At 49.5% G+C, this 25,762-nt stretch carries 23 protein-coding genes and 1 other RNA gene; 8 read left to right on the forward strand and 16 right to left on the reverse strand.

From position 1 onward, the window contains the following. Window positions 1-37: 37 nt before the first annotated feature. From rimK to ACTS3T_RS17295, 13 genes are all read right to left on the reverse strand, one after another. Complete coding sequence (rimK, locus tag ACTS3T_RS17235; protein WP_377966755.1) at window positions 38-943, reverse strand: 30S ribosomal protein S6--L-glutamate ligase; 906 nt, start codon at window positions 941-943, stop codon at window positions 38-40. After that, window positions 940-1,431: an ATP-dependent zinc protease family protein gene (locus ACTS3T_RS17240; RefSeq protein WP_377966753.1), complete on the reverse strand. Its 492-nt coding sequence runs from the start codon at window positions 1,429-1,431 to the stop codon at window positions 940-942. Before ACTS3T_RS17240 ends, rimK begins: the two co-directional genes overlap by 4 nt. A gap of 586 nt (window positions 1,432-2,017) precedes the next feature. After that, window positions 2,018-2,405, reverse strand: a transfer-messenger RNA (tmRNA) gene (ssrA, locus tag ACTS3T_RS17245). 76 nt (window positions 2,406-2,481) lie between these two features. Next, window positions 2,482-4,161, reverse strand: coding sequence for a serine/threonine protein kinase (locus ACTS3T_RS17250; RefSeq protein WP_462935282.1), 1,680 nt, complete (start codon window positions 4,159-4,161; stop codon window positions 2,482-2,484). Between the two features lie 228 nt (window positions 4,162-4,389). Then, window positions 4,390-5,337 (reverse strand): F0F1 ATP synthase subunit gamma, encoded by a 948-nt coding sequence (locus tag ACTS3T_RS17255; protein ID WP_377962259.1) that lies wholly within the window; start codon window positions 5,335-5,337, stop codon window positions 4,390-4,392. A gap of 87 nt (window positions 5,338-5,424) precedes the next feature. Beyond that, window positions 5,425-6,942, reverse strand: a complete 1,518-nt coding sequence (gene atpA / locus ACTS3T_RS17260) for a F0F1 ATP synthase subunit alpha (protein WP_377962257.1) — start codon at window positions 6,940-6,942, stop codon at window positions 5,425-5,427. A 60-nt stretch (window positions 6,943-7,002) separates the two neighbouring features. Further along, a complete protein-coding gene (atpH, locus tag ACTS3T_RS17265; RefSeq protein ID WP_377962254.1) occupies window positions 7,003-7,563 on the reverse strand; it encodes an ATP synthase F1 subunit delta in 561 nt (186 codons plus the stop codon). Beyond that, on the reverse strand, window positions 7,563-8,093 hold the full coding sequence (locus ACTS3T_RS17270; RefSeq protein ID WP_377962251.1) for a F0F1 ATP synthase subunit B: 531 nt from the start codon (window positions 8,091-8,093) through the stop codon (window positions 7,563-7,565). The genes atpH and ACTS3T_RS17270 overlap by 1 nt, the downstream gene beginning before the upstream one ends. 116 nt (window positions 8,094-8,209) lie before the next feature. Then, window positions 8,210-8,692: a F0F1 ATP synthase subunit B' gene (locus ACTS3T_RS17275; RefSeq protein ID WP_377962248.1), complete on the reverse strand. Its 483-nt coding sequence runs from the start codon at window positions 8,690-8,692 to the stop codon at window positions 8,210-8,212. A 110-nt stretch (window positions 8,693-8,802) separates the two neighbouring features. After that, window positions 8,803-9,048 (reverse strand): ATP synthase F0 subunit C, encoded by a 246-nt coding sequence (gene atpE, locus ACTS3T_RS17280; protein ID WP_377962245.1) that lies wholly within the window; start codon window positions 9,046-9,048, stop codon window positions 8,803-8,805. Between the two features lie 157 nt (window positions 9,049-9,205). Then, window positions 9,206-9,961 (reverse strand): F0F1 ATP synthase subunit A, encoded by a 756-nt coding sequence (gene atpB, locus ACTS3T_RS17285; protein WP_377962242.1) that lies wholly within the window; start codon window positions 9,959-9,961, stop codon window positions 9,206-9,208. 62 nt (window positions 9,962-10,023) lie between these two features. Continuing rightward, window positions 10,024-10,461 carry an ATP synthase subunit I gene (locus tag ACTS3T_RS17290; protein ID WP_377962240.1) on the reverse strand — a complete coding sequence of 146 codons (438 nt, stop codon included), beginning with the start codon at window positions 10,459-10,461 and terminating at the stop codon, window positions 10,024-10,026. 148 nt (window positions 10,462-10,609) lie between these two features. Next, window positions 10,610-11,806 carry a class I SAM-dependent methyltransferase gene (locus ACTS3T_RS17295; RefSeq protein WP_377962237.1) on the reverse strand — a complete coding sequence of 399 codons (1,197 nt, stop codon included), beginning with the start codon at window positions 11,804-11,806 and terminating at the stop codon, window positions 10,610-10,612. Between the two features lie 506 nt (window positions 11,807-12,312). Between ACTS3T_RS17295 and ACTS3T_RS17300 the strand changes: the two genes are divergently transcribed. The 8 genes from ACTS3T_RS17300 (at window position 12,313) to ACTS3T_RS17335 (ending at window position 21,986) form a co-directional block, all read left to right on the forward strand. After that, window positions 12,313-15,582 carry a phycobilisome rod-core linker polypeptide gene (locus tag ACTS3T_RS17300; RefSeq protein ID WP_462935283.1) on the forward strand — a complete coding sequence of 1,090 codons (3,270 nt, stop codon included), beginning with the start codon at window positions 12,313-12,315 and terminating at the stop codon, window positions 15,580-15,582. A gap of 555 nt (window positions 15,583-16,137) precedes the next feature. Further along, window positions 16,138-16,623, forward strand: coding sequence for an allophycocyanin subunit alpha (gene apcA, locus ACTS3T_RS17305; RefSeq protein WP_377962222.1), 486 nt, complete (start codon window positions 16,138-16,140; stop codon window positions 16,621-16,623). Window positions 16,624-16,684: 61 nt separating this feature from the next. After that, entirely contained in the window at window positions 16,685-17,170 is a 486-nt protein-coding gene (apcB, locus tag ACTS3T_RS17310; protein WP_377962219.1) for an allophycocyanin subunit beta, read from the forward strand. A 307-nt stretch (window positions 17,171-17,477) separates the two neighbouring features. Then, on the forward strand, window positions 17,478-17,681 hold the full coding sequence (locus ACTS3T_RS17315) for a phycobilisome linker polypeptide (RefSeq protein ID WP_377962216.1): 204 nt from the start codon (window positions 17,478-17,480) through the stop codon (window positions 17,679-17,681). 149 nt (window positions 17,682-17,830) lie between these two features. After that, window positions 17,831-19,045 (forward strand): FtsW/RodA/SpoVE family cell cycle protein, encoded by a 1,215-nt coding sequence (locus tag ACTS3T_RS17320; protein WP_377962213.1) that lies wholly within the window; start codon window positions 17,831-17,833, stop codon window positions 19,043-19,045. Window positions 19,046-19,121: 76 nt separating this feature from the next. Further along, on the forward strand, window positions 19,122-19,865 hold the full coding sequence (locus tag ACTS3T_RS17325; protein WP_377962210.1) for a cytochrome c biogenesis protein CcdA: 744 nt from the start codon (window positions 19,122-19,124) through the stop codon (window positions 19,863-19,865). Between the two features lie 24 nt (window positions 19,866-19,889). Further along, window positions 19,890-21,314, forward strand: a complete 1,425-nt coding sequence (locus ACTS3T_RS17330) for a cytochrome c biogenesis protein (RefSeq protein WP_377962207.1) — start codon at window positions 19,890-19,892, stop codon at window positions 21,312-21,314. Between the two features lie 297 nt (window positions 21,315-21,611). Continuing rightward, window positions 21,612-21,986 (forward strand): ArsR/SmtB family transcription factor, encoded by a 375-nt coding sequence (locus ACTS3T_RS17335; RefSeq protein WP_377962205.1) that lies wholly within the window; start codon window positions 21,612-21,614, stop codon window positions 21,984-21,986. A 312-nt stretch (window positions 21,987-22,298) separates the two neighbouring features. Here the strand turns inward: ACTS3T_RS17335 and ACTS3T_RS17340 are convergent, their stop codons facing one another. From ACTS3T_RS17340 to ACTS3T_RS17350, 3 genes are all read right to left on the reverse strand, one after another. Continuing rightward, window positions 22,299-22,982 carry a GerMN domain-containing protein gene (locus ACTS3T_RS17340; protein ID WP_377962202.1) on the reverse strand — a complete coding sequence of 228 codons (684 nt, stop codon included), beginning with the start codon at window positions 22,980-22,982 and terminating at the stop codon, window positions 22,299-22,301. A gap of 76 nt (window positions 22,983-23,058) precedes the next feature. Next, on the reverse strand, window positions 23,059-23,853 hold the full coding sequence (locus ACTS3T_RS17345; protein WP_377962199.1) for an LmeA family phospholipid-binding protein: 795 nt from the start codon (window positions 23,851-23,853) through the stop codon (window positions 23,059-23,061). An 11-nt stretch (window positions 23,854-23,864) separates the two neighbouring features. Continuing rightward, complete coding sequence (locus tag ACTS3T_RS17350; protein ID WP_462935284.1) at window positions 23,865-25,676, reverse strand: proline--tRNA ligase; 1,812 nt, start codon at window positions 25,674-25,676, stop codon at window positions 23,865-23,867. Between the last annotated feature and the right edge of the window lie 86 nt (window positions 25,677-25,762).

The raw sequence follows: 25,762 nt of genomic DNA on the forward strand, positions 1-25,762 counted from the left end.
TTGATGTAGTTTTTCAAGACATCAACCCCTTCATCTACTAATACTGAATGCGATCGCGATTGCTGCCTGTCGATGAGTTTTTTTCTAAAAATTCAATAATTTTGCCTGCCACATCCACACCTGTTGCCGATTCAATCCCCTCTAACCCTGGCGACGAATTAACCTCCATGACCACCGGGCCGTGGTTTGAGCGCAAAATATCAACCCCCGCTACCCGCAGCCCCATCGCCTTAGCTGCCCGTACGGCGGTACTTCGTTCTTCAGGCGTCAGCTTAATTTTAGAGGCGCTACCGCCACGATGAATATTAGAGCGAAACTCGCCCGGTGCCCCCTGCCGCTTCATGGCGGCAATCACTTTGTCGCCAACGACAAAGCAGCGAATATCCATGCCGCCCGCTTCTTTAATAAATTCTTGAACCAAGATGTTGGCATCTAAACCGCGAAAAGCTTCAATCACTGAAGTGGCCGCTTGCTTGGTTTCAGCCAGAACCACACCAATGCCTTGAGTCCCCTCTAGCAGCTTAATGACCAGCGGTGCCCCACCCACAATATCTAGCAGCCCCTCAATATCTTTAGTAGAGTGGGCAAACCCGGTCACAGGTAGACCGATTCCTCTTCTAGCTAGAATTTGCAAGCAACGCAATTTGTCCCGCGATCGCGAAATCGCTTGGGAAGCATTGGCCGAAAAAACACCCATAATTTCAAACTGCCGCACAACGGCTGTCCCATAAAAGGTTTTAGAAGCCCCAATGCGAGGAATGATCGCGTCAAAGCCTTCTAGCGGCTCTCCTGAATAGATCACCTTGGGGTTATGCGCCGTGATATTCATATAACAACGCAGATAATCAATCACCTGCATTTCGTGGCCCCGCTTTTCGCCAGCCGCTTTCAAGCGCTGTGTGGAATAGAGAGACGCTTTCTGAGAAAGAATTGCAATTTTCATTCGCTGTCTTCCTGAGTTAAACCTGATCTAAACCGATGGGGACGGGTTGCGCTTTGCAAAAATGACTGGCCTGGATCTACCGTAAATCGACCTCGCATGGCTTGCCGTCCCAAAAGCATGGGAAAGCCCATCTGGGTTCGATCGGTCAAGGTTAACTCAATTGGCCAACACTGCCCTGGAATGGCTACGTGAGTCTGAATGATAGGACGCAGTTCTGCCTGACCGCTAGAGCTGCGAACATGCCGCTGATCAAGCAGTTCAGCTTCGATGCTCAGAGGCTGATCCAACATCTGATAGTTGCCAAACACCTTAAACCGAACCATGTTGCGTCCGGCTCGGTTAAAGCACTCGATTGCTAAAGCATGGAGCGCTGAAGAACGAGCACCGGTGTCGATTTTAGCTTTAACCTTAACAATTCCTAAATCAGGAAGTTCGAGCCATTCTCGCCAGCCTAGCACTGGGAGTTCAGTTTGCTGAGAAATCGCCACAAGCTTAGCGTTGCTATAGACACTGTCCTCAGACTACATTTTTTTGGTTCTTCTGAGGCAATTGCTTGCTGCTGCGGTTAATCCTTAACTGCCAATAGCAGTTGTTGTGTATCTATACGTCAAAATAGTTCTTCCCTTAAAGAATCCATCTCGTTTATAGATACTTAATACTTATGCTTAGAAGCGCCTTTCTTAGCTTGATTCAAACTTTAATTAATCTAACCTGACGTTGAACTTTACAAAAATTTTCAATGGAAGTGTTCTTCCGAACGGTAGGTCTTACTCCAGCATTTTTCCAGATGGTTGATCTGGTAGGAACGCCAGAAACGACGGGGGTTCAGGATAGTTTTGTAGTTAGCGCTGAAGATCGGCTGCTTCAGGTATTGCCAAATAGGAAATTCCATTTTCTGATGTCTTGAAATCATTACAAAAAGCAAATTGAGAGAAGCGTGTTCATCACAAATTAGCCCTAAAGCATTAAAGAATTAATACTAGGGTTTACTCTCAGTATAAGCATGCCCAAAGCTGCTATCCCTGTACTCAGCAGTAGGGTAGAAAAATGTTTAATATTCAGAAAAAAAGTTAAAAATGGAGCTGACGGGAGTCGAACCCGTGTCCGCCCTGAGTATTAACACTTCACTCATTCACAGGCTTAGCCTCTCTAATCCTTGAGGCGGGAATTCTCATTTATCCCTGAGAATAGGATGCTCTGGTAAAGGTCTTTGCTAATGAATTCACCAGAGAGAACGCATTAGCGCATCCGTTGGGGTTAAGTCCACAGCCCTTAACGGAGTCAGACTGTGAACGCTCGCTAAAGATTTTTTAAGCTACAGCAACAGCTGCTTGCTTGCGAGCGAAAGGAACGATGTTATTCGCACTTACTTTTGTTTGAGCCTGGATTTACGAGAGGTGACTCACTCTCGGCCTGTATCACAAAGTGACTTTCGTCAAAACGTCGAAACCGTTACAGCCCCTTGTGGATATCTCTTGTGGATATCTGCTACCAGTATAGCTTAGGAGTCAATGATTGCCGAGTATCGCTTTCCGGCGCTACGGATGTAAGCCTTGCTCCCAAACGCCAATATAAATGCGATCGCGATCGTTGCGCTCAATTACACCCTTGAGAGAACCTTGTTCGAAGGTGTAACGATCGAGCTGACGAGCCTGGATCTTAGCCAGATTGCTTTGCACAACGACGGTAGCCGGGACTTCTAGCATGTCATCTAAAGTAGTTTGCATCACCGTTAGGGGGATGGTTTGGGCAAAAGCCACTTCTGTTTGACGGATTCGTCGCGAGTCGGTGTCGTAAAGATAGCCGAGGGTAATCTGCTCTGGCACAATTTCGTACAAAACGGCTTCCGTATTCGGCCAGTAGCCTCGCCGCGAAGCGTTGGGATTACCAAGTTGCTGTTCAACCTGACTTTCGGTTGCACCTACGGTAAACCCTGGAATAGGAGTGCCGGAGGGCGTAGGCTCAGCCGCAAGGGGGGGGGCCGGGGCTGAAGGAGTTTCAGTGGGGGCGGTGTCGTTGTCGAAGGTTAAAGAGTCAGCGTTGTCATCCGTCTCGGTGTTGTTGCTGGGTGGCAGTTCAGGATCAGGCGGCTGAGCAGATTCTTCGGTCGTGGGGGTTGGCTCTGCTACGGTAGGTGAATCTGGAGAACGGGTTGCGACGATGGCTAACCCACCCACCACAATGACTGAGCTAGCAATTGCACTCCACAGCAGCCAGGGAGGATGGGGCGGGGAAGACGGTAATGGGCTAACTGGCCCACGGGTAGCCGTTGCTGTATGAGGGGCAGGCTGATAAGTACTGGCAACACGAGGAGCTACGGCCATCGTAGCGGCTGAGGTGGGGCTTGGTGGTGAGTTAGCCTCAACGGCGATCGCCGCCAATATGGATTCAACCGTAGGTAGTAACTGTAGCCACTGATCAACGCTGCTGGGGCGATCTTCCGGTTCCAGCTTCATTCCTTGCAAAACAGCATAGTTGGTGGCATGCGTAATGCTAGGGTTGAGATCGCGAGGAGACGGCAGCGGTTGGCGATCGCGTAAAACTGAGGCAATCGGTACTTGGGCTGTCAGTAGAGTATAGAGCGTCGCTGCCAGACCATAAACATCGGTAGCAGGTGTTCTCTGAGCCTGAGTCATATACTGCTCAATAGGCGCATAGCCTACCGAAAGCAAACTGGTATGGGTTTGAACTTGGCCTAGCTCAAACTCACGCGCAATGCCAAAGTCGATTAAAACCACAGACTGCGTTCCCGTACGCAGAATGATATTGTGCGGCTTGATGTCTCGGTGCAACAACCCCGCTTGATGAACAGCCTTTAAAGCTGCCCCAATTTGGTGAATATAGCTAATGGCCGTGGCTTCAGGCAGGGGCGATTGAGGAAAAACAAGATCGCCTAAAGAGCGTCCAGGGATATAGTCCATCACCATAAAGGGCAGACCTGCCTCGACGAAGTAATCGCTGATTCGCACAATATTGGGATGAACACACTGGGCTAACCGCTGAGCTTCATGCTGAAATTGCTGCTTTAAAGTTTCAAAGTCAGGTGAGCTGAGGCTATTGTGATTCAGCGTTTTGATCACCACTGGCTGTCCCAGCAGGTGGTGAAGTGCCTGAAAGGTCACACCAAATCCACCTTCCCCTAAACGCTGCTTTAGCGTGTATTTACCATCCTGCAAAGTTTGCCCAACCTGCAGGTAAGGGACGCCGAATGCATTCATGAAGCTTTATTAGACTTAAATTTCAGGCTTTTCCAACGTAGCTGCATCAAAAATATCTTAATAGAATTGTTGAGCCGCGTGGCAAAACCCGCTCTCTCAGCATGGCATATAGCGGTCAAGCGCTAGGCGTTGGGGCGAATTCGCTAGAGCCAACTTTAGCTAGAAAGGCAAACAGGGCAAGCGATCGCTTGCCCTGCTTGCCCATTAAATCATCTGCAAAGATTAGTCTTAACCTAGCGCCTCTGCACCACCAACAACTTCCAAAATTTCTTGGGTGATGGCAGCCTGACGAGCCTTGTTGTAAGACAGGGTCAGGGTTTTAACTAACTCAGAAGCGTTGTCACTAGCGTTATTCATAGCCGTCATTCGGGCTGCGAGTTCGCTGGCGGCAGCTTCTTGCAAAGCCCGCAAAATTTGGTTGTTGAGATAGAGCGGCAGCAAAGCATCTAAAATTTGTACCGGATCTTGCTCAAAAATCATATCTTGCGGCAGGTTTTGCAGCGGTGATTCTACGCGTTCACGCTCCACTTGAAACTGACCGCCCCGACTGGTTAGCCGGAAGATTTCATCGTCAGCGGCTTCTAAACCTTGGGGGTCTAAAGGCAACAGAGTTTGCACAACTGGGCGAGAGCTAATCAAAGAAACAAACTTGGTGTAAACCAACTCAACGCGATCGACTGAGTTAGACAAAAAGAGTGAAAGGAGTTCGTCTGCAATGCTAGAGGCTTCTTCTGCCGTAGGAATTTGCTCTAATTCGGTAAAGGAGGCAGAAATGGGCGCGTTGCGCCGCTTAAAGTGCTGATTAGCTTTGCGGCCAACAATGACGTACTTGTAGTTGATGCCTTCTTTTTCCAGCTCTCTGGCTCGCAACTCAGCCCGTTTGATGACGTTAATATTGTAGCCGCCGCAAAGACCGCGATCGCCCGAAATAATGAGCAATCCAACAGTCTCAACTTCACGTTGCTTGAGCAGTGGCAAGTCAGCGTCTTCAAACCTGAGGCGAGTTTGTAAGCCGTAAAGGACTTGAGCCAAACGATCCGCAAAGGGACGAGTTGCCGTCACCTGCTCTTGGGCTCGACGCACCTTCGCCGCTGCCACCAAGCGCATGGCTTCAGTGATTTTGCGCGTGTTTTTAACTGACTTAATGCGATCGCGAATAGATTTAAGATTTGGCATCGGCCTTCCTTGTACCAGTGATCATCAAAGGCAGCGCTCAGTAGCGGCTAGCCAAACTTGCTAACGGCTACTGAGCAGACGCTGTACCTAGGCAGTCGCCATAAAGGCTTGCTTCGCTTCGTTGATTCCTTCTTCTAGCAAGCTAGTGCTTTCATCAGATAGCTTTTTCTCGCTTTTGATCAGCTCAGCATACTTAGGCTTGTTATTGCGGATGTATTCACGCATTTCTGCCGCAAAGCGAGAAACTTTATCTGCCGGAATTTCATCCATAAAACCGTTAATTCCGGCATAGATGATGGCAATTTGCTCTTCAACCGGTAGCGGCGAATACTGAGGCTGCTTCAGCAACTCCCGCAGGCGCTGGCCTCGGGCTAGCTGCTTCTGAGTTGCCTGGTCTAAGTCAGAGGCAAACTGAGCAAAGGCTTGTAGTTCGTCATACTGAGCCAGCTCCAGCTTGACTTTACCCGCAACCTTTTTCATTGCCTTGATTTGCGCTGCAGAACCTACCCGTGAAACCGAAATACCCGCGTTAATGGCAGGTCGCAAACCGGAGTTAAACAAGTCAGAAGATAGGAAAATCTGACCGTCTGTAATCGAAATCACGTTAGTAGGAATGTAAGCGGAAACGTCGCCTGCTTGCGTTTCAATGATTGGTAAGGCTGTCATACTTCCTTCACCCAACGCTGGGCTGAGCTTAGCAGCCCGCTCTAGCAAGCGAGAGTGTAAGTAAAACACATCACCGGGATAGGCTTCCCGTCCGGGCGGACGACGCAGCAGCAAAGACATTTGACGATAAGCTTGCGCTTGCTTGGTCAAGTCGTCGTAGATAACCAGCGTATGACGCCCTTTATACATAAAGTATTCAGCCAGCGCAGCACCTGTGTAAGGAGCCAGGTACTGAAGTGGCGCAGGGTCGTTGGCATTAGCTGCAACTACGATGGTGTATTCCATCGCGCCGCGCTCTTCTAGAACACTGACGATTTGAGCAACTGAAGAAGCTTTTTGACCAATAGCAACGTATACGCAAACTACGTTTTGGTCGTGCTGGTTGAGGATAGTATCAATCGCGATCGCGGTTTTGCCAGTTTGGCGATCGCCAATGATTAGCTCTCGCTGACCTCGACCAATGGGAATCATGGCGTCAATCGCCGTAATTCCAGTTTGTAGCGGCTCGTAAACCGATTTACGTTGAATGATACCAGGCGCTCCAGATTCAATCAGGCGCGTTTCCGAAGTTTGAATATCGCCTTTGCCATCTAGAGGACGAGCCAAAGAATCCACTACACGCCCCAAAAGCGCTTCACCTACTGGAACTTCAGCGATACGCCCAGTAGATTTTACAGAGCTACCTTCTTGAATATCGCGGCCACTGCCCATCAATACCGCACCGACATTGTCCTCTTCTAAGTTGAGGGCAATACCCACAGTACCATCTTCAAATTCCAGCAGTTCACCCGCCATAGCCTTGTCTAAGCCATAGATACGAGCAATACCATCCCCTACTTGAAGGACGGTTCCGACGTTGGAAACTTTAATCTCCTGGTCGTACTGCTCAATCTGCTGTCGAATGATGCTGCTAATTTCGTCAGGTCTAATGCTTACCATGGAAGTTGCTGAATCTCTAAATAAACAGTGAGTAGGTTATCAAAGCCTGAGCCGACAGCACTAGGCTGCTGAGCTGCTGAGCTGCAATCCAATCCGACGAAGTTGACTACGAAGACTGGCATCCACTACTTGTGAGCCAACCTTGATAATGACGCCCCCTAGCAGATCGGGATCAATTTTGGTTTCTAAGTCAACGCCTCGGGCATTGGTCATCGACAAAACTTTCTGACGAACGGACTCTTTTTGTTCTTCAGTGAGTTCGATTGCGGCTGTCACCTCAGCCAAAACAGTTTGGTTCAAATCGCGTAGCAGTGACTGGTATTGCTGCAAAACGCCTGTCAATAACGAAATACGACCGCGATCGACTAGCAGCATCAGAAAGTTCAGCATGTAAGGATGAAAGCTATCCGAAACCACCTGACGCAACACCGCCTTCTTAGCGTCTGCCCCCACTAAGGGGCTAGCCAAAAACTGCTTCAGTTCTTCGGACTCGTCTAGAAGCGAGAGGAAGTTCGTGGCGTCTTCACCAAAGCGATCGGTTAAACCCTGATCCTTAGCCAAAGACATTAGCCCTTGCGCGTAGGGATCAATAATTTCTAAGTTAACTAGGCTACCACTCATTAACGACCTCCCAACAGTGCAATACTCTTATCCACTAGCTGTCGCTGAACGTCGTCGTTGAGCCTTTCAGAGAGCCGATCTTCCACTCGCTCCATCGCTAGCCTAGCGACTCGCTGCCGCAATTCGCGCATGACCTTTTCTTGCTGAGCAGACAAATCTTGTTCCGCTGCGACTTTTAAGCGCTCCACATCTTTGTCTGCCTGCTGCAATATCTCTGCTCTGGCTCGCGTGGCGTTTTCTTCAGCCCGCGCTTTGATTTGCTCTGCTTCAACTTGAGCTTGAGCTAACTTTTGCTGTTGCTCTGCTAAAGCTGAGGAAGCTTCTTGCTTACGCTTTTCAGCGGCTTTAATAGCAGCTTCAATTTCTTGCCGACGAGTTGCTAGCGTATTCCCGAGAAACTTACTGCCAAAGTAAAACAGAACACCAATAATAATTGCGAGGTTGATTAAATTCGTCTCTAGCAGATCGAAGTTCAACCCTATCCCACCTTCTTCGACAGCCAGCAACTTGAAAAAAATTATACTGTCCATCACTGACCCACGCTGCCTACCACAATCGAAGTCTTTTCAAATAGATCAAAATTGGCAGCTTGCAGCTTAACTCAAGGCTCGTATATCTCTGCAAACTACTCACATTCAACTTTTAGCTAGGCGGAAACCCCAGACAAAAGCTTATTCAAAATCTGCTGACTCAGTTCGTCAACTTGGTTCTCAAGGGCTGTCATAGCTGCCGCTTTTTGCTCGTCAATTTCTTGCTGAGCTTGCTCTCGCTTCGCCTGAGCTTCCTGCTGGGCAGAAGCAAGTTTAGCAGCTGACTGCTTTTGGGCTTCTTCGCGAGCGCTGGCAATGATGGCTTGAGACTGGCGACGAGTGTCTGCTAGCTCCTGCTCATACTGCTGGGCTAAACGCTCAGCTTTTTGCAAACGCTCTTCGGCCTCTGATTGACTCGTGCGAATATAGTTGTCACGCTCATCAATCGCATTCCCTAAAGGCTTGTAGAAAACAGCATTAAGAATGACTGCCAAAACTACAAACTGTACAGCAACAAGAGGAAGCGTGGCATCAAAATCAAATAGACCGCCTCCCTCAGCAGCAGCTTCAACTGCCAGTAGCGTTATCCAATATGTCATAAGTGAATGCCCTCGCTGCAATAGAGGGGCCTGAGAATCAAAACGTTGACTGTTGACTAACAGAGCTAGAGGAAGTTGGCTAGCAACTCCCTCTCGATTAGGATGACGTCTTAGCTAAAGGGGTTAGCGAAGAGTAGAACCAGCGCTACCACCAGACCATAGATGGTCAACGCTTCCATAAAAGCCAAGCTGAGCAGCAGGGTGCCGCGGATCTTGCCTTCAGCTTCAGGCTGACGAGCAATCCCTTCTACAGCTTGACCAGCTGCATTACCCTGACCAATTCCAGGGCCAATAGCTGCTAAACCAACTGCTAAAGCAGCCGCAACAACAGAAGCACCAGCAACAATAGGATCCATGTGTTCCTTACCTCAAATGAAAATTGACAGACTTAAAACAAATTTGGAGAGAAATGAGGCCAGTTAACCTCGCTATATTAGGCTTTTCGCCATAGCTGATGATTTGCTCAGGACATAACATCCGCCATCAGCTAACTGTCAACTGAGTGATTTACCATCACTCATGCTCTTCTGCACCATGCCCTTCTATTGCCTCACCAATGTAGGCCGCCGCTAGCGTGGCGAAGATTAACGCCTGGATCGCACTGGTGAAAAGGCCCAAAGCCATGACAGGTAAGGGTACAAATAGGGGTACCAGCAATACCAAAACGGCCACGACAAGCTCGTCTGCAAGAATGTTGCCAAACAAACGGAAGCTCAGAGAGAGGGGCTTGGTGAAATCTTCAAGAATATTGATCGGCAGCAGAATTGGAGTTGGCTCAATGTACTTGGCAAAGTAGCCCAAACCCCGCTTGCTAAAGCCAGCGTAGAAGTACGCCACCGAAGTCAACAAAGCCAAAGCTACCGTTGTATTGATGTCATTGGTAGGGGCAGCAAGTTCACCTGCTGGCAAGTGAATGAGTCGCCAAGGAACCAACGCTCCTGACCAATTGGAGACAAAAATAAACAGAAAGAGGGTGCCGACAAAAGGAATCCAGGGGCGGTATTCTTTTTCGCCAATCTGGTTCTTTGCGAGGTCGCGAATGAACTCCAGCGCATACTCCATGAAGTTCTGCAGACCCGAAGGAATTCTTTCAACTTTCCGAGTTGCTAGTAGGGATGCAATCACTAAAACTGCAATCACAAACCAGGAAGTCAGAAATACCTGACCATGCACCTTCAGATTGCCAATGTGCCAATAAAGATGCTGCCCTACCTCTAGTTCAGCCAAAGGCAAGGGAGATACACGCAATAAGGGAGTCAATATCTCCATAAACTTTAAGATTTCCGTAGGAATCTGCAGATAAAAAGGATGCTAGACTACCGGAAATTCAACTATTCCGATGTCAGCGCGGCCCAAACCGTGTAGCCCAGCAAAGACCCCTTGTAAGTTAAGAAGCCTAAGAAAATAGGCACGATTTCTAGCTGATTAAGCTGAGTAGCAATGACCATTAGCCCGATAAAGAGCGCCAGTCGTCCACTACCGAGTCGCTGCTTCTGGCGACCTAGCTGTGCCACGCTTTTAGCCAACATCCTCAAGTAAACCACACCTGTGCACGCTCCGATTAGATAATTCAGAGCAATGTGCAAAGAATAAAAGAACCAGACAAATCCAAAGATAATTCCTGACAACAGCAGGGTGTACCATAGCAAACCCTGTTGTAGCTGGTAGTACTCTTGCATGGATTCGCTCGGCTGGGTTGAGGTCAGCTGAGTTTCTGCGTCTGATGCTTGAATGGAATCCACTTCAAGAGACTCTTTGGACGAACTCACAAATTCCTATTCCTTGCTGGCGCAAAAGCTTTAGCCAACCTTCAAGCCAGAGCAGATCATATCACGGCAATAATACTTAATGGAAATTCAACGGAAATTCAATGGAGGATTTTGCCAGTTATTTTGCGTTGACCCATGGCGCGATCGCTTATTGCGGCTTAAGGATGATCAGTTGCTTGGCTTGGAGCTGACGGATGGTTTCGAGAGGTGTTGAGAGACGCTGGTGGAGTTGGGCGACGGTTGCTTGCTCTTGGTTTTGATCGCAAGCTTGCAAGAACTCAAACTCCGGCTGAGATAGCTTAGTAATTTGATAGTCGTAGTTAAAAACAGAATGGCTCGGCCAGCCTTCCATACAAGGATGGCGTTCGGGGATGGCGTTGAGAAGCTGAGCCTCTGCTTGCCAATCTAGACGCGGCAGGGGCGGACGACTGAGGAAAAATTCGTAGTGGCTAATATCAGGATCGAGCAGTTCAATTAGGCGGTATCGTTGGCGATCGCTGAGCGTTTGTAGACGCTGCATCAGCTCTGGAGCCTTTTCCAGTAAGCGTTCAACTTGCCAGTATTGCGGATTGGAAAAGCCAACAAAGTCTAAACCGGAAGCGTCAATTAGCTGAAAAAGCGTATCAATTGTGTAGTCAATCTCCTGCGGATGTACATACATATCGGCGAAGCATTCGTCCCGCTGATTTTCCATTGACCAGCGCTGTCGTTCTCGTTGTACGAGTCGGTTGTTTTCGGGTAAGGCCGCAAAGACCTGGCGACCAACGTTGACGCCATCCCGGTAATCGCCTCGGCGATCGCCTTGTAAAAGGGCAATTGCCTGCTGCATAAGGCTAATTTCCCAGCGTCCTAAAGCGGCATAAACAAAGATATGCATTAATCCGCCTGGAGATAATTTAGGGGCGATCGCTTGAATTCCCCGAATCGGATCCGGTAGATGATGCAGCACGCCAACGCAGTTAATCAGATCAAACTGACCTGGAATTTGGGCAATGTCATAGAGGCTGAGGTTATGAAATTCAACGCGATCGGCTCCAGAACGACGGCAGCGTTCGCGAGCAATTTCAATCGCAGCAGCGCTGAGATCAACCCCAACCACCTCGGCTTCAGGATTGAGATGGACTAAATATTCAGTCCCGACCCCCGTACCGCAGCCCACATCCAGGATCCGAATACGGGACGTAGGCGGCTTCTGTCCGGTACAAAAGGCATAGGCAGCCAGCCAGTTCCAGCGCCAGTTATAGCCTGGAGGCGGCTCGTCTAAAATCGGTTCTGGCGGAAAGGGATAGGTGTTGTAAAGCTGAGCAACGCGATCGCTAATTTGATGGGCTTTCAATGCTTCCATGCTGACTTCGAAGGCTTATTGACTAGAAAGTTACAGACGCTCTTTAAATCAGGCACCTCCTGAGGCTGCCTGAAAATTATCAACATACTTTTGAGGAGGAACTGGCCAAGCATTCTGGTTCATTCATCAAAGCCAGTTCCAACCCTCTGCTTGTGCAAATGGGCTTTGCTTGTAATAAAACGTTAAAAACGCTGCTTTCTATTACAACGACGTAACAAAACTTATCTTTTTTCTCAGATGGTTTCCACTATCTCCTATGATCGCCTGAAGAAGTTAAGAACTGAGATGTTACACACTTTTTAATAAACCGTTGTGACATCCCGAAACGTTTTAATCTGAAACCTAGATAAATAATTTTAGGTTGATCCTGACTAACCAATTCCACGCTTTACAAACTCAAAGACGGTACGGGCGTATTGCTCTTATGGCCTTTTGGGAGGTGGCATGGAATCGCAAGGCAGGTCTGAAATGCAGACACTAGTTGAGAAGGGAGCCTTTGAGATCTAATGAGTGTTACAGCAAGCGGTGGAAGCTCTGTTGCGCGGCCACAACTCTATCAGACTCTTCCGGTCGCCACGATCTCCCAAGCTGAGCAGCAAGATCGCTATATCACCCGGGGTGAGCTGACGGAGTTATCCAACTTTTTTGAGTCAGGCGCTAAGCGTTTGGACATTGCCCAAACGCTAACTCGCAAGTCAGAGCTAATTGTGTCTCAGGCGGCCAATCGTATTTTTACGGGCGGATCTCCGTTGGCTTATCTGGAAAAGCCAGAGGAAGCAAGCGCACCTGAAATGACGCGTGGGGGTGCCGTTTTAGATGATAGAGAAGCCGCCAGGTTGGGAACTGCAACCTATGTTGACAGTGGCGGTGGCTTTTTTGAAGGGCTGCGATCGCTCTTTAGCGCTAGCAGTTCAGGCCCTATTCCGCCCGGTTTCCGGCCTATCAATGTCTCGCGCTACGGCCCTAGCAACATGCAAAAGTCGCTGCGAGATTTGAGCTGGTTTTTGCGCTATACGACGTATGCGATCGTAGCGGGTGACCCCAACATTCTTTCGGTGAATGTACGCGGGTTGAGGGAAATCATTGAAAATGCTTGCTCTAGCGCTGCTACCACCGTAGCTTTGCAAACTATGCAGCAAGCAGCTTTAAGCTACTTTAAGCAAGATCCAGAAGCGCAAGAAATCGTAGCCCGCTATTTTGGCGTCGTTATTTCTGAGTTTAAGGCTCCCACCCCTTCTAACAAGCTGCGCCAACGTCCTTCACCTGACCTACAGGGTTTACAACTGCCTCAAATTTATTACAACGCTGCCGAGCGGCGTCCCGTCTATGCCATGAAGCCGGGGCTTTCCGCCAGCGAGAAGAACACTATTGTTAAAGCGGCTTACCGTCAGGTTTTTGAGCGAGACATTACCCGCGCTTATTCTCTTTCAGTTTCAGACTTAGAATCTAAGGTTAAAAACGGCGAAATCTCCATGAAGGAGTTTATTCGTCGCTTAGCTAAGTCGCCGCTTTACCGCAAAAATTTCTACGAGCCTTACATCAATAGCCGAGCTATTGAGCTAGGCTTCCGGCATATTTTAGGGCGTGGCCCTAGTTCTCGCGAGGAAGTGCAGAAATATTTTTCTGTCATTTCAGCTGGGGGCTGGGCGGCTTTTGTCGATGCGCTGGTGGATTCTAAAGAGTATGCTGACTACTTCGGCGAAGAAACAGTTCCTTACATTCGCGGTTTAGGCCAAGAAGCTCAAGAATGCCGCAACTGGGGTGTTCAGCAAGACTTATTCAACTACAGCGCCCCTTTTCGCAAAATTCCTCAGTTCATTACGCTGTTTGCTAGTTACGAACAGCCGCTACCGGATCAACACCCCTACGGTTCAGGTAATGACCCGCTAGAAATTCAGTTTGGCGCTATCTTCCCGAAAGAAACCCGCAATCCCAGTACCAGCCCAGCACCGTTTAACAAAGATACTCGCCGTATCTTGATTCATCAGGGTCCTGGCATCAACAATCAGCTCAGCAATCCCAAAGCTCGAGGCGAGTTCCCAGGTAGCTTAGGCCCGAAGGTCTTCCGTTTAGATCAGCGTCCCTTCTCCGGCATTAACTCCAAGGGTAATAATGCTCAAGGCGTTAAGTTTTCTGAAAGCTCGACTCAGAAAGTGATCAAAGCGGCTTATCGCCAGGTTTTTGGTCGCGATGTTTACTCCGGTCAAGGGGTTCGCGTAGCCGAAATCAAACTGGAAAATGGCGAGATTACGGTACGCGAATTTGTGCGGATGCTAGCGAAATCCGACACTTTCCGTAACCTCTACTGGTCTTCTATGTATGTCACAAAGGCGGTCGAGTACATCCATCGCCGCTTATTGGGACGACCGACTTATGGCCGCAAGGAAATCAACAGCTATTTTGATACCTGTGCGAAGAAGGGCTTTTATGCGCTGATTGACGCCATTATCGACAGCAAAGAGTACGAAGAAGCCTTTGGCGAAGATACAGTTCCCTATGAGCGCTATCTAACGCCAGCAGGTCTAGCCATGCGATCGCTGCGACTTGGCGCTATTCAAGAACGCGGCAGCAGAGTTGAGCCAGAAACCACACCGCGCTTTATTGAGCTAGGTACGGTGACTGAAAGCAGAAGTATGCCCGATGTGCGTACGCGGATTAAGCAGGGCGTTAACCGTCAGCGTCAGCAAACTAAGATCTTTAAGCTGACTACCCTTGCTGATAAACCCGCTCTGCAGCAGGTGGTTCAAGCTGCCTATCGCCAAATCTTTGAACGCGATATTGCACCCTATGTGGTGAAAAAGCAGTTCACCGAACTGGAGAGCAAGTTAGGCAACGGAGAAATCAACCTTAAAGAGTTTATTGAAGGTCTAGGTTGTTCTGAACTTTACCTCAAAGAGTTCTACACGCCTTACCCCAATACGCAGGTGATTGAACTGGGTACCAAGCACTTCCTAGGGCGTGCGCCTCAAGATCAGGCTGAAATCCGTAAGTACAATCAGATTTTGGCAAGTGAAGGGATTAAAGGCTTCATTTTTGCCATGCTGAGTACCCCTGAGTATGCCGAATACTTTGGTGAAGACACAGTTCCTTATCGCCGCTTCCCAACGCTGCCAGCAGCTAACTTCCCTAATACCGAGCGGCTTTATAACCGTTTGACCAAGCAAAGCAAAGACCTAGTTGTCCCTAGCTTTAGCCCGGTCAAGCCAGATATGGATGCGGCTAATATGCCCATCATGGCTAAAGCGCTTGCCGATGGTGCAGCTCAAGCCAAACAGCAAGAAGCAATGGTAGCGGGTGTTGGCCGTTCGGTGGCAGCGGTGGCTGTCGAGTCGGTTTCTGCCCCTGCTAGTACGCGAGTTTATCGGCTCTCTGACTCAGGGCACAACCTAGAAGCCGTGCTCGAAGCGGTTTACCGACAAGTTATGGAAGTCGCTGCGGGTGAAATTCCGGCTGCGCTAAAACAGCCTGAGCTAGAAGCCCAACTGCGATCGCGCCAAATCAGCGTTCGTCAGTTTGTGCAGCAGTTGGTTAGCTCCGATGCTTACAACCAGCGGTTCTGTCAGCCCTATCCGGTGGCTAAGCAGGTCGAGTTTCTCTATCGGCATCTGCTAGGGCGATCGCCCGCCCAGGCAGACGAAGTCGCCAAACTTCAGCAGCTTATTGCTGAGCAAGGCTTGGCTGCTGCCGCTGCTAGCCTGGTTCAGGGAACTGAGTACAATCGCTACTTTGGTGAGCAGGGAGTGCCCTACAAACGCGTTAATCTAGCTTCTAGCTAGCTTTGGGCCAACTTTTCAACAGGCAAGGGTTATCCGGGATAGCCCTTGCTTTGTTTGCCTTGGCAAAATGATGCTGACGCTAACTCACAGCGACCTTCAGCTATTGAAGTGACTCAACGCTGGGGCTATAGCGCTACAAAGACTTGTGCAGCGATCGCGCGTTGAGATGGATTCAACACGCGATCGCTTTTGCCGTGGCACTCGTCTCAACAAGTTGTTACAAAAACAAGCCACAACTAGCGAGGGCAGAAGTTCAGCAAAGCTGAGGAGTAGTATTACAAAATGTTGCGCCAACTCTAAGAAGCATGGCTCAATACCGGAAAATATTTGCGGAAGGTTGCTGAGCCTCGTGAGCTAGATTGCTCCGGTATCTCTGTGGCCTCCACGGAGGATCTGGCACTATACGGTGCGTATTTTGAAGCCCAGTCAGACAGACTTTCAAAAAGTTCTATCCATACTGAGCTTTGCAAGCGTAGCGGACAAGGATCAGCCCTTTACATCTGTTGAACACCAGTGCAATCTGGCCTGGTTACATTCTTCTGGAGGAATCCATCAATGAGTATTGTCACGAAGTCAATCGTGAATGCAGATGCTGAGGCTCGTTATCTCAGCCCTGGTGAACTAGATCGGATCAAGTCCTTTGTGACGTCCGGTGAGCGTCGTCTGCGCATCGCTCAGGTACTAACTGAGTCTCGTGAGCGCATCGTTAAGCAAGCGGGTGATCAGCTCTTCCAGAAGCGCCCTGACGTGGTTTCTCCTGGTGGTAACGCTTACGGCGAAGAAATGACCGCTACCTGCCTGCGGGATATGGATTACTATCTGCGTCTAGTCACCTACGGCGTTGTTGCTGGTGACACCACACCTATTGAGGAAATCGGCCTCGTAGGCGTTCGCGAAATGTACAACTCTCTTGGCACCCCCGTTCCGGCGGTAGCTGAGTCTATTCGCTGCATGAAGAGCGTTGCCTCCTCTATGTTGTCTAGCGAAGACGCTGCTGAAGCATCTGCCTACTTCGACTTTGTTGTTGGCGCAATGCAGTAAGTCTCTCCGTTCGCAGAGACAGATTGTTATTTTGAGAATCGGCTATTAAGGAAGCAAAAACATGCAAGACGCAATTACTTCTGTAATCAACTCTTCTGACGTTCAGGGCAAGTATCTGGACAATTCCGCCATGGATAAGCTCAAGGCTTATTTCCAAACTGGAGAGTTGCGTGTTCGTGCAGCAACCACCATTAGTGCTAATGCAGCTGATATCGTTCGTGATGCAGTTGCTAAGTCCTTGCTGTACTCCGACATCACTCGTCCCGGCGGTAACATGTACACCACCCGTCGCTATGCTGCTTGCATTCGCGACTTAGACTATTACCTCCGTTATGCGACCTACGCTATGCTGGCTGGCGACCCCTCCATCCTTGATGAGCGGGTTCTAAACGGTCTGAAGGAAACCTACAACTCCCTAGGCGTACCCATCGGTGCAACCGTTCAAGCCATCCAGGCAATGAAAGAAGTGACTGCTTCTCTCGTTGGCGCTGATGCAGGTAAAGAAATGGGTGTTTACTTCGACTACATCTGCTCAGGTCTAAGCTAAGACTTCTGAGTCTATTCTGTGCTATCCACAGACTGACTAAGAGCGACGGAAGTCTGGGGTGAGTGTTGAGTTGTCAAAAGCTTGTTTGACCTTGTTGCAGATAAGTTCTGATTGCTTAGCGTTGGCTCTCGACTTCCGGCTCTTTTGAAGCAAGCTTTCTCAAACGGCTAATAGCGATCCAATCGATTGAGTCTTCGCTGTTAGCGCTTTAAGGTTGAATCATTGATATCAAGCATTGAGGCTCTAAGATCGGCCCGCTTAAAATCTTTCATTTATCTACAACTGTTGACTAGGAGAGATCCTCACTATGCGAATGTTCAAAGTGACTGCCTGCGTTCCGAGTCAAACTCGAATTCGCACTCAGCGGGAGCTGCAAAATACTTATTTCACTAAGCTAGTTCCCTATGCCAACTGGTTTCGTGAGCAGCAGCGGATTCAGAAAATGGGTGGCACCATCGTTAAGGTCGAACTAGCAACTGGTCGCCCCGGCATGAACACAGGCTTACTTTAAGGGATTAAAACACAGTTGCGATCGAGGCTACGGGGCACCGGGGCCTCTTTGGCTTTTAAAGCAACGTTATTTCTTCAGGCCGGACAATTTTCTGGCAATGGCTTCGATATACTGTTTCTTAACTTTTAGTGGCCTAAACCCGTACTCGATTGAAGTTGAGTCAACTTACTGCCTTTTTTAATAGCTCTGTTCAGACTTGGGCCAGAGAGGCCAGACTTTTGCGCTGGCTAACGTTCCTTTGGCTGGTAGTGGGTCTAGCAGTTTTGTACTCAGCTTCTTATACCGTAGCCGACGCCGACTATGGGGATGGGCTACGTTACTTCAAGATTCAATTACTTTGGATAGCCATTGGTTTAGTTGGCTTCCAAGTGGTTGTACAGACTTCCCTGCAACGGCTAGTCAAGATCTCAGGTCTGATTTTGCTACTGTTGCTCAGCCTAATTTTAGTCACCCTGATGCCTCAGTTGGGGGTTACGGTCAATGGCGCAACCCGTTGGCTATCTTTAGGCCCTTTTTTAATCCAGCCTTCTGAGTTACTCAAGCCGTTTTTGGTGCTGCAGGCGGCTCGTTTGTTTGGCCAATGGCATCGAGTCTCGTGGGTCAATCGCTGCCTTTGGCTGGGCATTTTTGCAGTTGTGGTTGGCTCGATTTTGCTACAGCCTAACTTGAGTACAGCCGCTATCTGCGGTATTGTCCTTTGGCTAATTGCACTGGCAGCGGGGTTGCCCTACTTACCTCTGATTTTGGTGGCCTGTAGCGGTGTAGGGCTGGCAGTTGTCAGCATTAGCATCAAAGCCTATCAGCGGCAGCGAATTATTTCATTTCTCAATCCCTGGGCTGATCCGACCCAGAGTGGCTACCAGCTCGTACAAAGCTTGCTAGCAATCGGCTCAGGGCAGCTTTGGGGAAGCGGATTTGGCTTGTCGCAGCAAAAGCTCTTTTATCTACCCATTCAATACACAGATTTTATTTTTTCGGTTTATGCCGAAGAGTTTGGTTTTGTCGGCTGTATTGCTCTGCTGGGGTTGCTGGCGGTATATGCAGGGCTGGCTTTGGCTGTCATTTTGCGGTGTAGTCATCCTATTTATCGGCTGATTGCGGTTGGCGCGATGGTATTGCTGGTAGGTCAGTCGCTACTTAATATTGGTGTTGCCGCAGGAGCCTTGCCGACAACGGGTTTACCCTTTCCCTTCTTGAGCTACGGTGGCAGTTCAATGATCTCTAGCTTATTAACAGCGGCGTTGTTGATTCGGGTCGCCAGAGAAGCAGGCGAAGCCCAAAAAGTCGTTGATTTGACGACTTGGCAGGCAAAGCGATCGCGGACTCCCCTTGAACGTTCAGCGAAGCGAAATCTTTCGTCGTAGCCTATCGCTGAAACAACCGGGTTCGCTCGATAGAATAAAAGATAGCGTTGTTACATCAGCTGATCAGAATCTACGCATGACTGAGGCGCTTCAGGCTTATTTATACCAGCTAAGCCAAATGGCTGACCATCTGGTCAGTGAGCAGTTAGGGCATTTATCGCTGCTGAGTATCGGCATTATTTTTACCGCTGGGCTGCTGACAAGTCTGACCCCCTGTATGCTCTCCATGCTACCCATCACTGTGGGGTACATGGGATCCTACCAAACAGAAAATCGCTGGCAAGCAGCCGTACAGTCTATTTGGTTTGCGCTAGGGTTGGCCACGATGCTGGCTGGCCTGGGGATTGTCGCTGCAGTCTTTGGCAAGGTCTACGGGCAGGTGGGGATTGGCCTGCCGATTATTGTCAGTCTTGTAGCCATTTTAATGGGACTTAACCTGCTAGAAGCCTTACCTTTACGGCTACCCTCATTAGGGGCTACTGAGTTGGTGCAAAAAAATTTGCCTCAAAGTCTGAAGTCGTATCTACTAGGTTTGACCTTTGGGTTGGTAGCTTCTCCTTGCAGCACACCCGTTTTGGCAACACTGCTGGCTTGGATTTCGGGAACAGGCGATCCGGTTTTGGGGGCGGTTTTGCTGCTGGCCTATACGGTAGGTTATGTGGCTCCTTTGGTGCTGGCGGGTACCTTTACCGCCACCATCAAAAAACTTTTAGAGTTACGTCAGTGGTCTGGTTGGATTACACCTGCTAGTGGTGTCTTGTTGATTGGGTTTGGTGTCTTTTCCTTACTCAATCGGGTGTTGCCAACGGGCATTTTGTAGATCTATTTTGATGAGCGTCTAAACATGCCTGTAGAAAAGACCTCTCCTGCACTTATGGCTCGGCTAGGGGGAGGAATTAAGCATTATTTTCGCCGGGAACTGCTGCCGCTTTTAGCCGATTTGCGCCTAGCGATCGCCCTATTGCTAGCGATCGCCCTATTGAGTATCGCTGGAACAGTGATTGAACAAGGGCAAACCTTGGCTTTTTACCAGGCCAACTATCCCGAAGATCCTGCCTTATTTGGCTTTTTAACCTGGAAGGTACTCTTGGGCATAGGGCTTGACCATGTATATCGTACCTGGTGGTTTTTATCGCTGTTGATTTTGTTTGGCGCTAGCCTCACCGCCTGTACCTTCACTCGGCAAATTACGGCTCTGCGATGGTTCTCTCGCACCTGGAACTTCTATACCAAACCGCGTCAGTTTACCAAACTAGCCCTCAGCAGTGAACTACCGGGTGGCTCGCTTTCAGCCCTCATACCCTTATTAGAAAAACGACGCTATCGCATCTTTCAGCGAGATAATGCCCTCTACGCCCACAAAGGTTTAGTGGGTCGCATTGGCCCAATTGTGGTACATGCCAGCATGTTGCTGATTTTGCTGGGCGCTATTTTGGGGGCAATGACCGGATTTTTTGCCCAAGAGATGGTTCCTAGCGGTGAAACTTTTCAAATTCGCAATATCTTCGATGCAGGCCCTTGGGCAGCAGCGCAAATTCCCAAAGATTGGTCGGTTAGAGTAAATCGATTTTGGATCGATTACACCCCCGAAGGCGGCATTAACCAGTTTTATTCTGATCTCTCTGTCCTGGATCAAGCGGGAGAAGAGGTCAAAAATAAGACCATTTTTGTTAATCAGCCGCTACGTTACCAAAATGTAACCCTCTATCAGGCTGATTGGAGCATCGCCGCCGTCAAAGTTCAGCTCAACAACAGCCCTGTCCTAGAGTTTCCCATGGGGCAGCTTGATACGGGCGGTGCAGGCCGACTCTGGGGTACCTGGGTACCTACCCGACCTGATCTAAGCGACGGGATTTCACTAATTGCTAAAGACTTACAGGGAACACTACTGGTTTATAACAACGACGGGCAGTTAGTTTCTACCGTCCGTAAAGGCATGTCGGTTGAGGTCAACGGGGTCACGCTGGCGGTTGTAGACTTAATTGGCAGTACAGGCTTGCAGATCAAAGCCGATCCCGGAATTCCCCTGGTTTATACAGGCTTTGGCTTGCTCATGCTTGGCGTGTTGATGAGCTATGTATCTCACGCCCAAATTTGGGCGCTAGAAACAGAGGTGGGACAGCTTTTTGTCGGAGGTCGGACCAATCGGGCACAGGTAACGTTTGAGCGAGAACTGATTGGGATATTGGATCAGCTGGCTCAGCCCGAATTAGCGACTTCTCATGAAGACAGAAAATTGTCAGCGTCGGCTTCGGGGAGCAATCCCTAAATCTAGTTCGTCTGTATTTGAGCAGCGAAGTGTTAAGGTTTGGTAAAAGCAATTGGGCAGACATCCCACTTTGTAGTTCAACCTTGAGGGCGTCTTTAAAGTTTCCGTGTCGGTGGCCTCGAATTGCTGAATATTTAAGTTAGTGTCTTGTGACAGCATCGCTAAAATTGGGCAGTCTAGGTAGAATCACGCTAGCCGCTAAACCTATCGCCAGTCAGAGCAGAGTGTTCATGATATCGAGTAGACTGCTAGAATAGCGGGGATCGTTCCTTCACAGTACGTTCGGAGTGAATGTTCATGGAGCCTGTATCCACAGAAGTGGTCCAGCAGGTGGCTGAATATTTCAGCATTCTTAGCGAACCGATGCGTTTGCGACTGTTGAATCTGCTACGCCATCAAGAAAGGTGTGTTCAAGAGCTAGTTGAGGCGACAGAAACCAGTCAAGCCAACGTTTCTAAGCATTTGAAGGTCATGCTACAGGCCGGTTTTCTCACCCGACGTACTGAAGGCACCTCAGCTTACTACAGCGTTTCTGACGAGTTAACCTTTGAGCTTTGCCAGCTCGTTTGCGATCGCATAGCCAGCCGCATTGAAGAACAAGCCCAGCATTTCCGCGCTTTTAGCTTGGCAGCCAGCAACGGCGCTAAACCGCCTTCTGAAGCATTGCAATAAGCGACATGGCTCTGTAGCTAAAGGCAAAAGACCGAGGGCAAAAGACAGAAGAAAAGGGTTTTTGTCAGCGGCTGTCATCAATTGCCATGTCTCAACTTTAGGGGCTATGGCTACACCTTTAGCGAGCGTATTCCTAACTTTTGCGGGTAGTGCCCCAAAACTCAAATCCTTCTGCCAAAGGATTTCACCTCAACGTTATGACGGAAACAGGCACTATTCTTTTGCTAAGCTCTGCTTCTAGAGACGTTTTAGCTAGCTAGAAGCAGAGTTTAAGACTGAGGCAAACCATCTCAGCCCTATTAGCCCATTACGCTAGAGTGAATAGTTGGCATCAAAGTCTGCGCGGGTCATTGGTTGCAAGACTTCTAGCCCTTCGCCCCCTAGCAGCGTCAGCGGTTCACCTTCTACCGAAATCCATACAGGGGTTTCTGGTTCGAGGCTGCTAGCTGTATAGATTACCTGACCCAAACGCCCCATCATGGAAGCACTACCGCCTCCAAAGGTGAAGTCTTGGGAGAGGTCAACGTGCACGCCATCTGCGGCAACGTCTACGCCTAAGAGCTGAGTAGCTTCAGGTACGGCGGAGGCACCTTCTACCGACTGGGTTGGGCCAGCCATGAGCTGTTCAAAAGCAGCCTGAATTTGGGCTTCAGGCTGGTCTGCTTCTAGGTTGAGATTTTGAGGTACCAGAGCAAAGCGGGTACCGTCATCCTGTAGCCAGTACACCTGGCTTGTTTGGGTTGCCTCTGGTTGAGCAGCGTTGGTCTGAGGCGATCGCGATTCGGCAGGCGCTTCTGTGCCTGACTCTAAGGGCGTTTCAAAACCAGGAGCTTCGCTAGCAGGGTCTTCAATACTAGGAAATTCGGGGGTGGCTGTTCGAGGTGAAAGCGATCGCCAGGTGAAAAAAGCCGTTGCCCCTCCCGCTACCAGCACCACAGCCGCTAGCCCAGCAGCTACCCCTAGCGGAATTTGCCGAAGCCCTTTTTTATCTTCCATTTTTCCCTCCCTTTAGGGCCGAAGCCCAGATCTAAACTAAAGCGAGATGCTTGTATTACCAGCCGACTCTAGGCACCTAAGGTTCAGTCTCTGCGGCTAGCACCGATGGCTCGACTCTAGCAAATAGCGCTAAAGTCGTTGTCGTCTCACCAATTTCTAACGCTAAAATTCGAGCTGTAACCCCTGAGTATTCTAAGCTTTGTAAGTTGAGGTTGTTGTTGATGCCCGTTATTAGCTGCTGTACGAGCTGATCGGGAGCCGGAGAGCCATCTACGGTAATCAGCGGATCGACTAGCTGAAAGTGAGAACCCCCCGCGATCGCAACGCCTGTTTCAATAACAACGTCTAAAGCTTCTTGGGAGACAACATCTGTAATATCAACTTGTATTTGCAGCCGACTGTTGCCAACAAAATTGACTTGAGGATTTTGCAACCGATAACGTTGGACTTGGCGATCGCGGCGCGAAGAGAAAAAATCAAAACTGAGATTACTCAAACGCTCCGCCACCTCTGGGGACGCCAAAAACCGATTAATATCTTGTTCTTCTAGCTGCAAGCGAATGGCCGCTTGAAAAGGCGCATCTAGCTGAATGTCGCCTCGCCGCAGTCGATCGAGATCAAAATCAACGGTGTCGGTTTCTAATTCAAAGACAGCAATGCGTAAGTTCTCCAGCGGCACAATGCCTCGCCCCGCCATCCGCACATGGTCAACTTTGCCTTGCAAAAGCTGAAACGACGGCGCATTATCAACTCGCACCACCAACTCATCGGCTGAAATGAGCTGCGATCGAATCGCATTTTCAGCCACTTGATCCACCACAAACCCAACTGGCGAAATAATCGTCAGCAGGCCAGAAAGCAGAATAGTCATCAGTTCCATACTTACGAGTTTAGAGCCTGATCAATCCACTGTTGGAGGGTAGTGACCACCTCTGTAATCGGCATATCTACCGACTCGCGGCTAGCCCGCTTAACCACCTCGACTTTGCCCTCTTTGAGCGATCGCCCCGTCACCACCCGAAACGGAATGCCAATGAGATCAGCATCTTTGAACTTGACGCCCGCCCGCTCGTTGCGATCGTCTAAAAGAGCCTCAATTCCAGCCGACTTGAGATCTTCATAAAGCTTTTCGGCTGCTTCGACCTGCTGCGCATCTGTCAGATTAGGAATGACAACGATGACCTGGTAAGGGGCGATCGCCACGGGCCAGATAATGCCATCTTTGTCATAAGACTGCTCAACGGCTGCTTGTGCCAGTCGTGAAACGCCCACCCCGTAGCACCCCATCACTAAGGGAATTTCTTCCCCAGCTTCGTTGGTGTAGGTTGCGCCTAAGGCTTGCGAATATTTGGTACCCAGTTGGAAAATATGGCCGATTTCGATGCCTCGCGCCGTTTGCAAGGTCTGCGTCGGATCGTGTATGGCGCGATCGCCTGCTTGCGCCTTACGCACGTCTACTACCTGCTTTGGCTGCTCAAACGCTTCGCCCCAATTCGCCCCGACAACGTGATAGCCAGATTCATCAGACCCCGTGACAAAGTTTTTTAGCTCGACAGCCGTTTGATCCACCAAACGCAAAAACTTAGGCGCATAGGTTTTAGCTGGCGTTTGAATATAGCTATCCGACAGTCCTGGCGAGAGATAGCCCAGCGGTAAGGCTTTAGCCGCCCACTGCTTTTGCGCTGTTTCATCAGGAACCGCCAGCGTCAGTAGCGTGGCCGCGCCGTATTCAGCCGCTTGTTGGGTCAGGGCATTTTGCAGTTTGACTTCGTTGACTTCTTGATCGCCCCGAATACTGACCAGCACCAGTACCGTTAAACCATTGTCATAACCCGCCTGATACAACACGTTTTTGACAATTTGGGTCGGCGAACATTGAAGAAACTTGGCCAGTGATTCAATCGTGGGGGTATGGGGGGTATCGAGTTTTTCAAAGGCGTCAAAGGGTGAGGCGATCGCTTCGTCGGGTAGCGAAACCGCCTTTTCGACGTTAGCGGCGTATTGACCGTCTTCGGTGTAGAGGACTTCGTCTTCCCCCGCTTCTGCTAGCACCATAAACTCGTGTGAACCCGATCCGCCGATCGCTCCAGAGTCGGCTTCTACGGCTCGAAACGTCAGCCCACAGCGACGCAAAATATTGCTGTAGGCCGTATACATGTCTTGATAGGTTTCTTTAAGGCTGTCGCTATCTGGATGGAACGAGTAGCCGTCTTTCATGATGAATTCGCGGCCTCGCATCAAACCAAAGCGCGGTCGAATTTCGTCACGAAACTTAGTTTGAATTTGATAGAGATGGAGGGGAAGCTGCCGATAAGAGCGAATCATATCGCGGGCGATCGCGGTGATCACCTCTTCATGGGTGGGGCCAAGGCCGAGCGACTGTTCCCGGCGATCGACTAGCGAAAACATAATACCTTCGGCTTTGGTATAAGTCTCCCAGCGACCCGACTCTTGCCATAAATCGGCGGGCTGTAGCTGCGGCAGCAAACACTCTTGAGCACCCGTGGCATCCATTTCCTGCCGCACAATTTGGGAAACTTTCCCCAATACTCGCCACAACAGCGGCAAATAAGCATAGACTCCACTGGCAATTCGGCGAAGATAGCCCGCTCGCAGTAGCAGCTTGTGGCTGGGAATTTCTGCCTCAGCCGGATCTTCCCGCAGGGTTACAAAGAGCATCTGAGACAGTCGCATAGCCGCTTTCTTCTCCTAATTCCTTCCCTTGTCTCAGTTAAGGATAGAGCATTCAGGCAAAGACCGTAGCCCCTGTAGCCAAAGCG

The organism is Almyronema sp. (assembly GCF_052168255.1).
GTDB lineage: Bacteria > Cyanobacteriota > Cyanobacteriia > Phormidesmidales > Phormidesmidaceae > Sphaerothrix > Sphaerothrix epifaneia.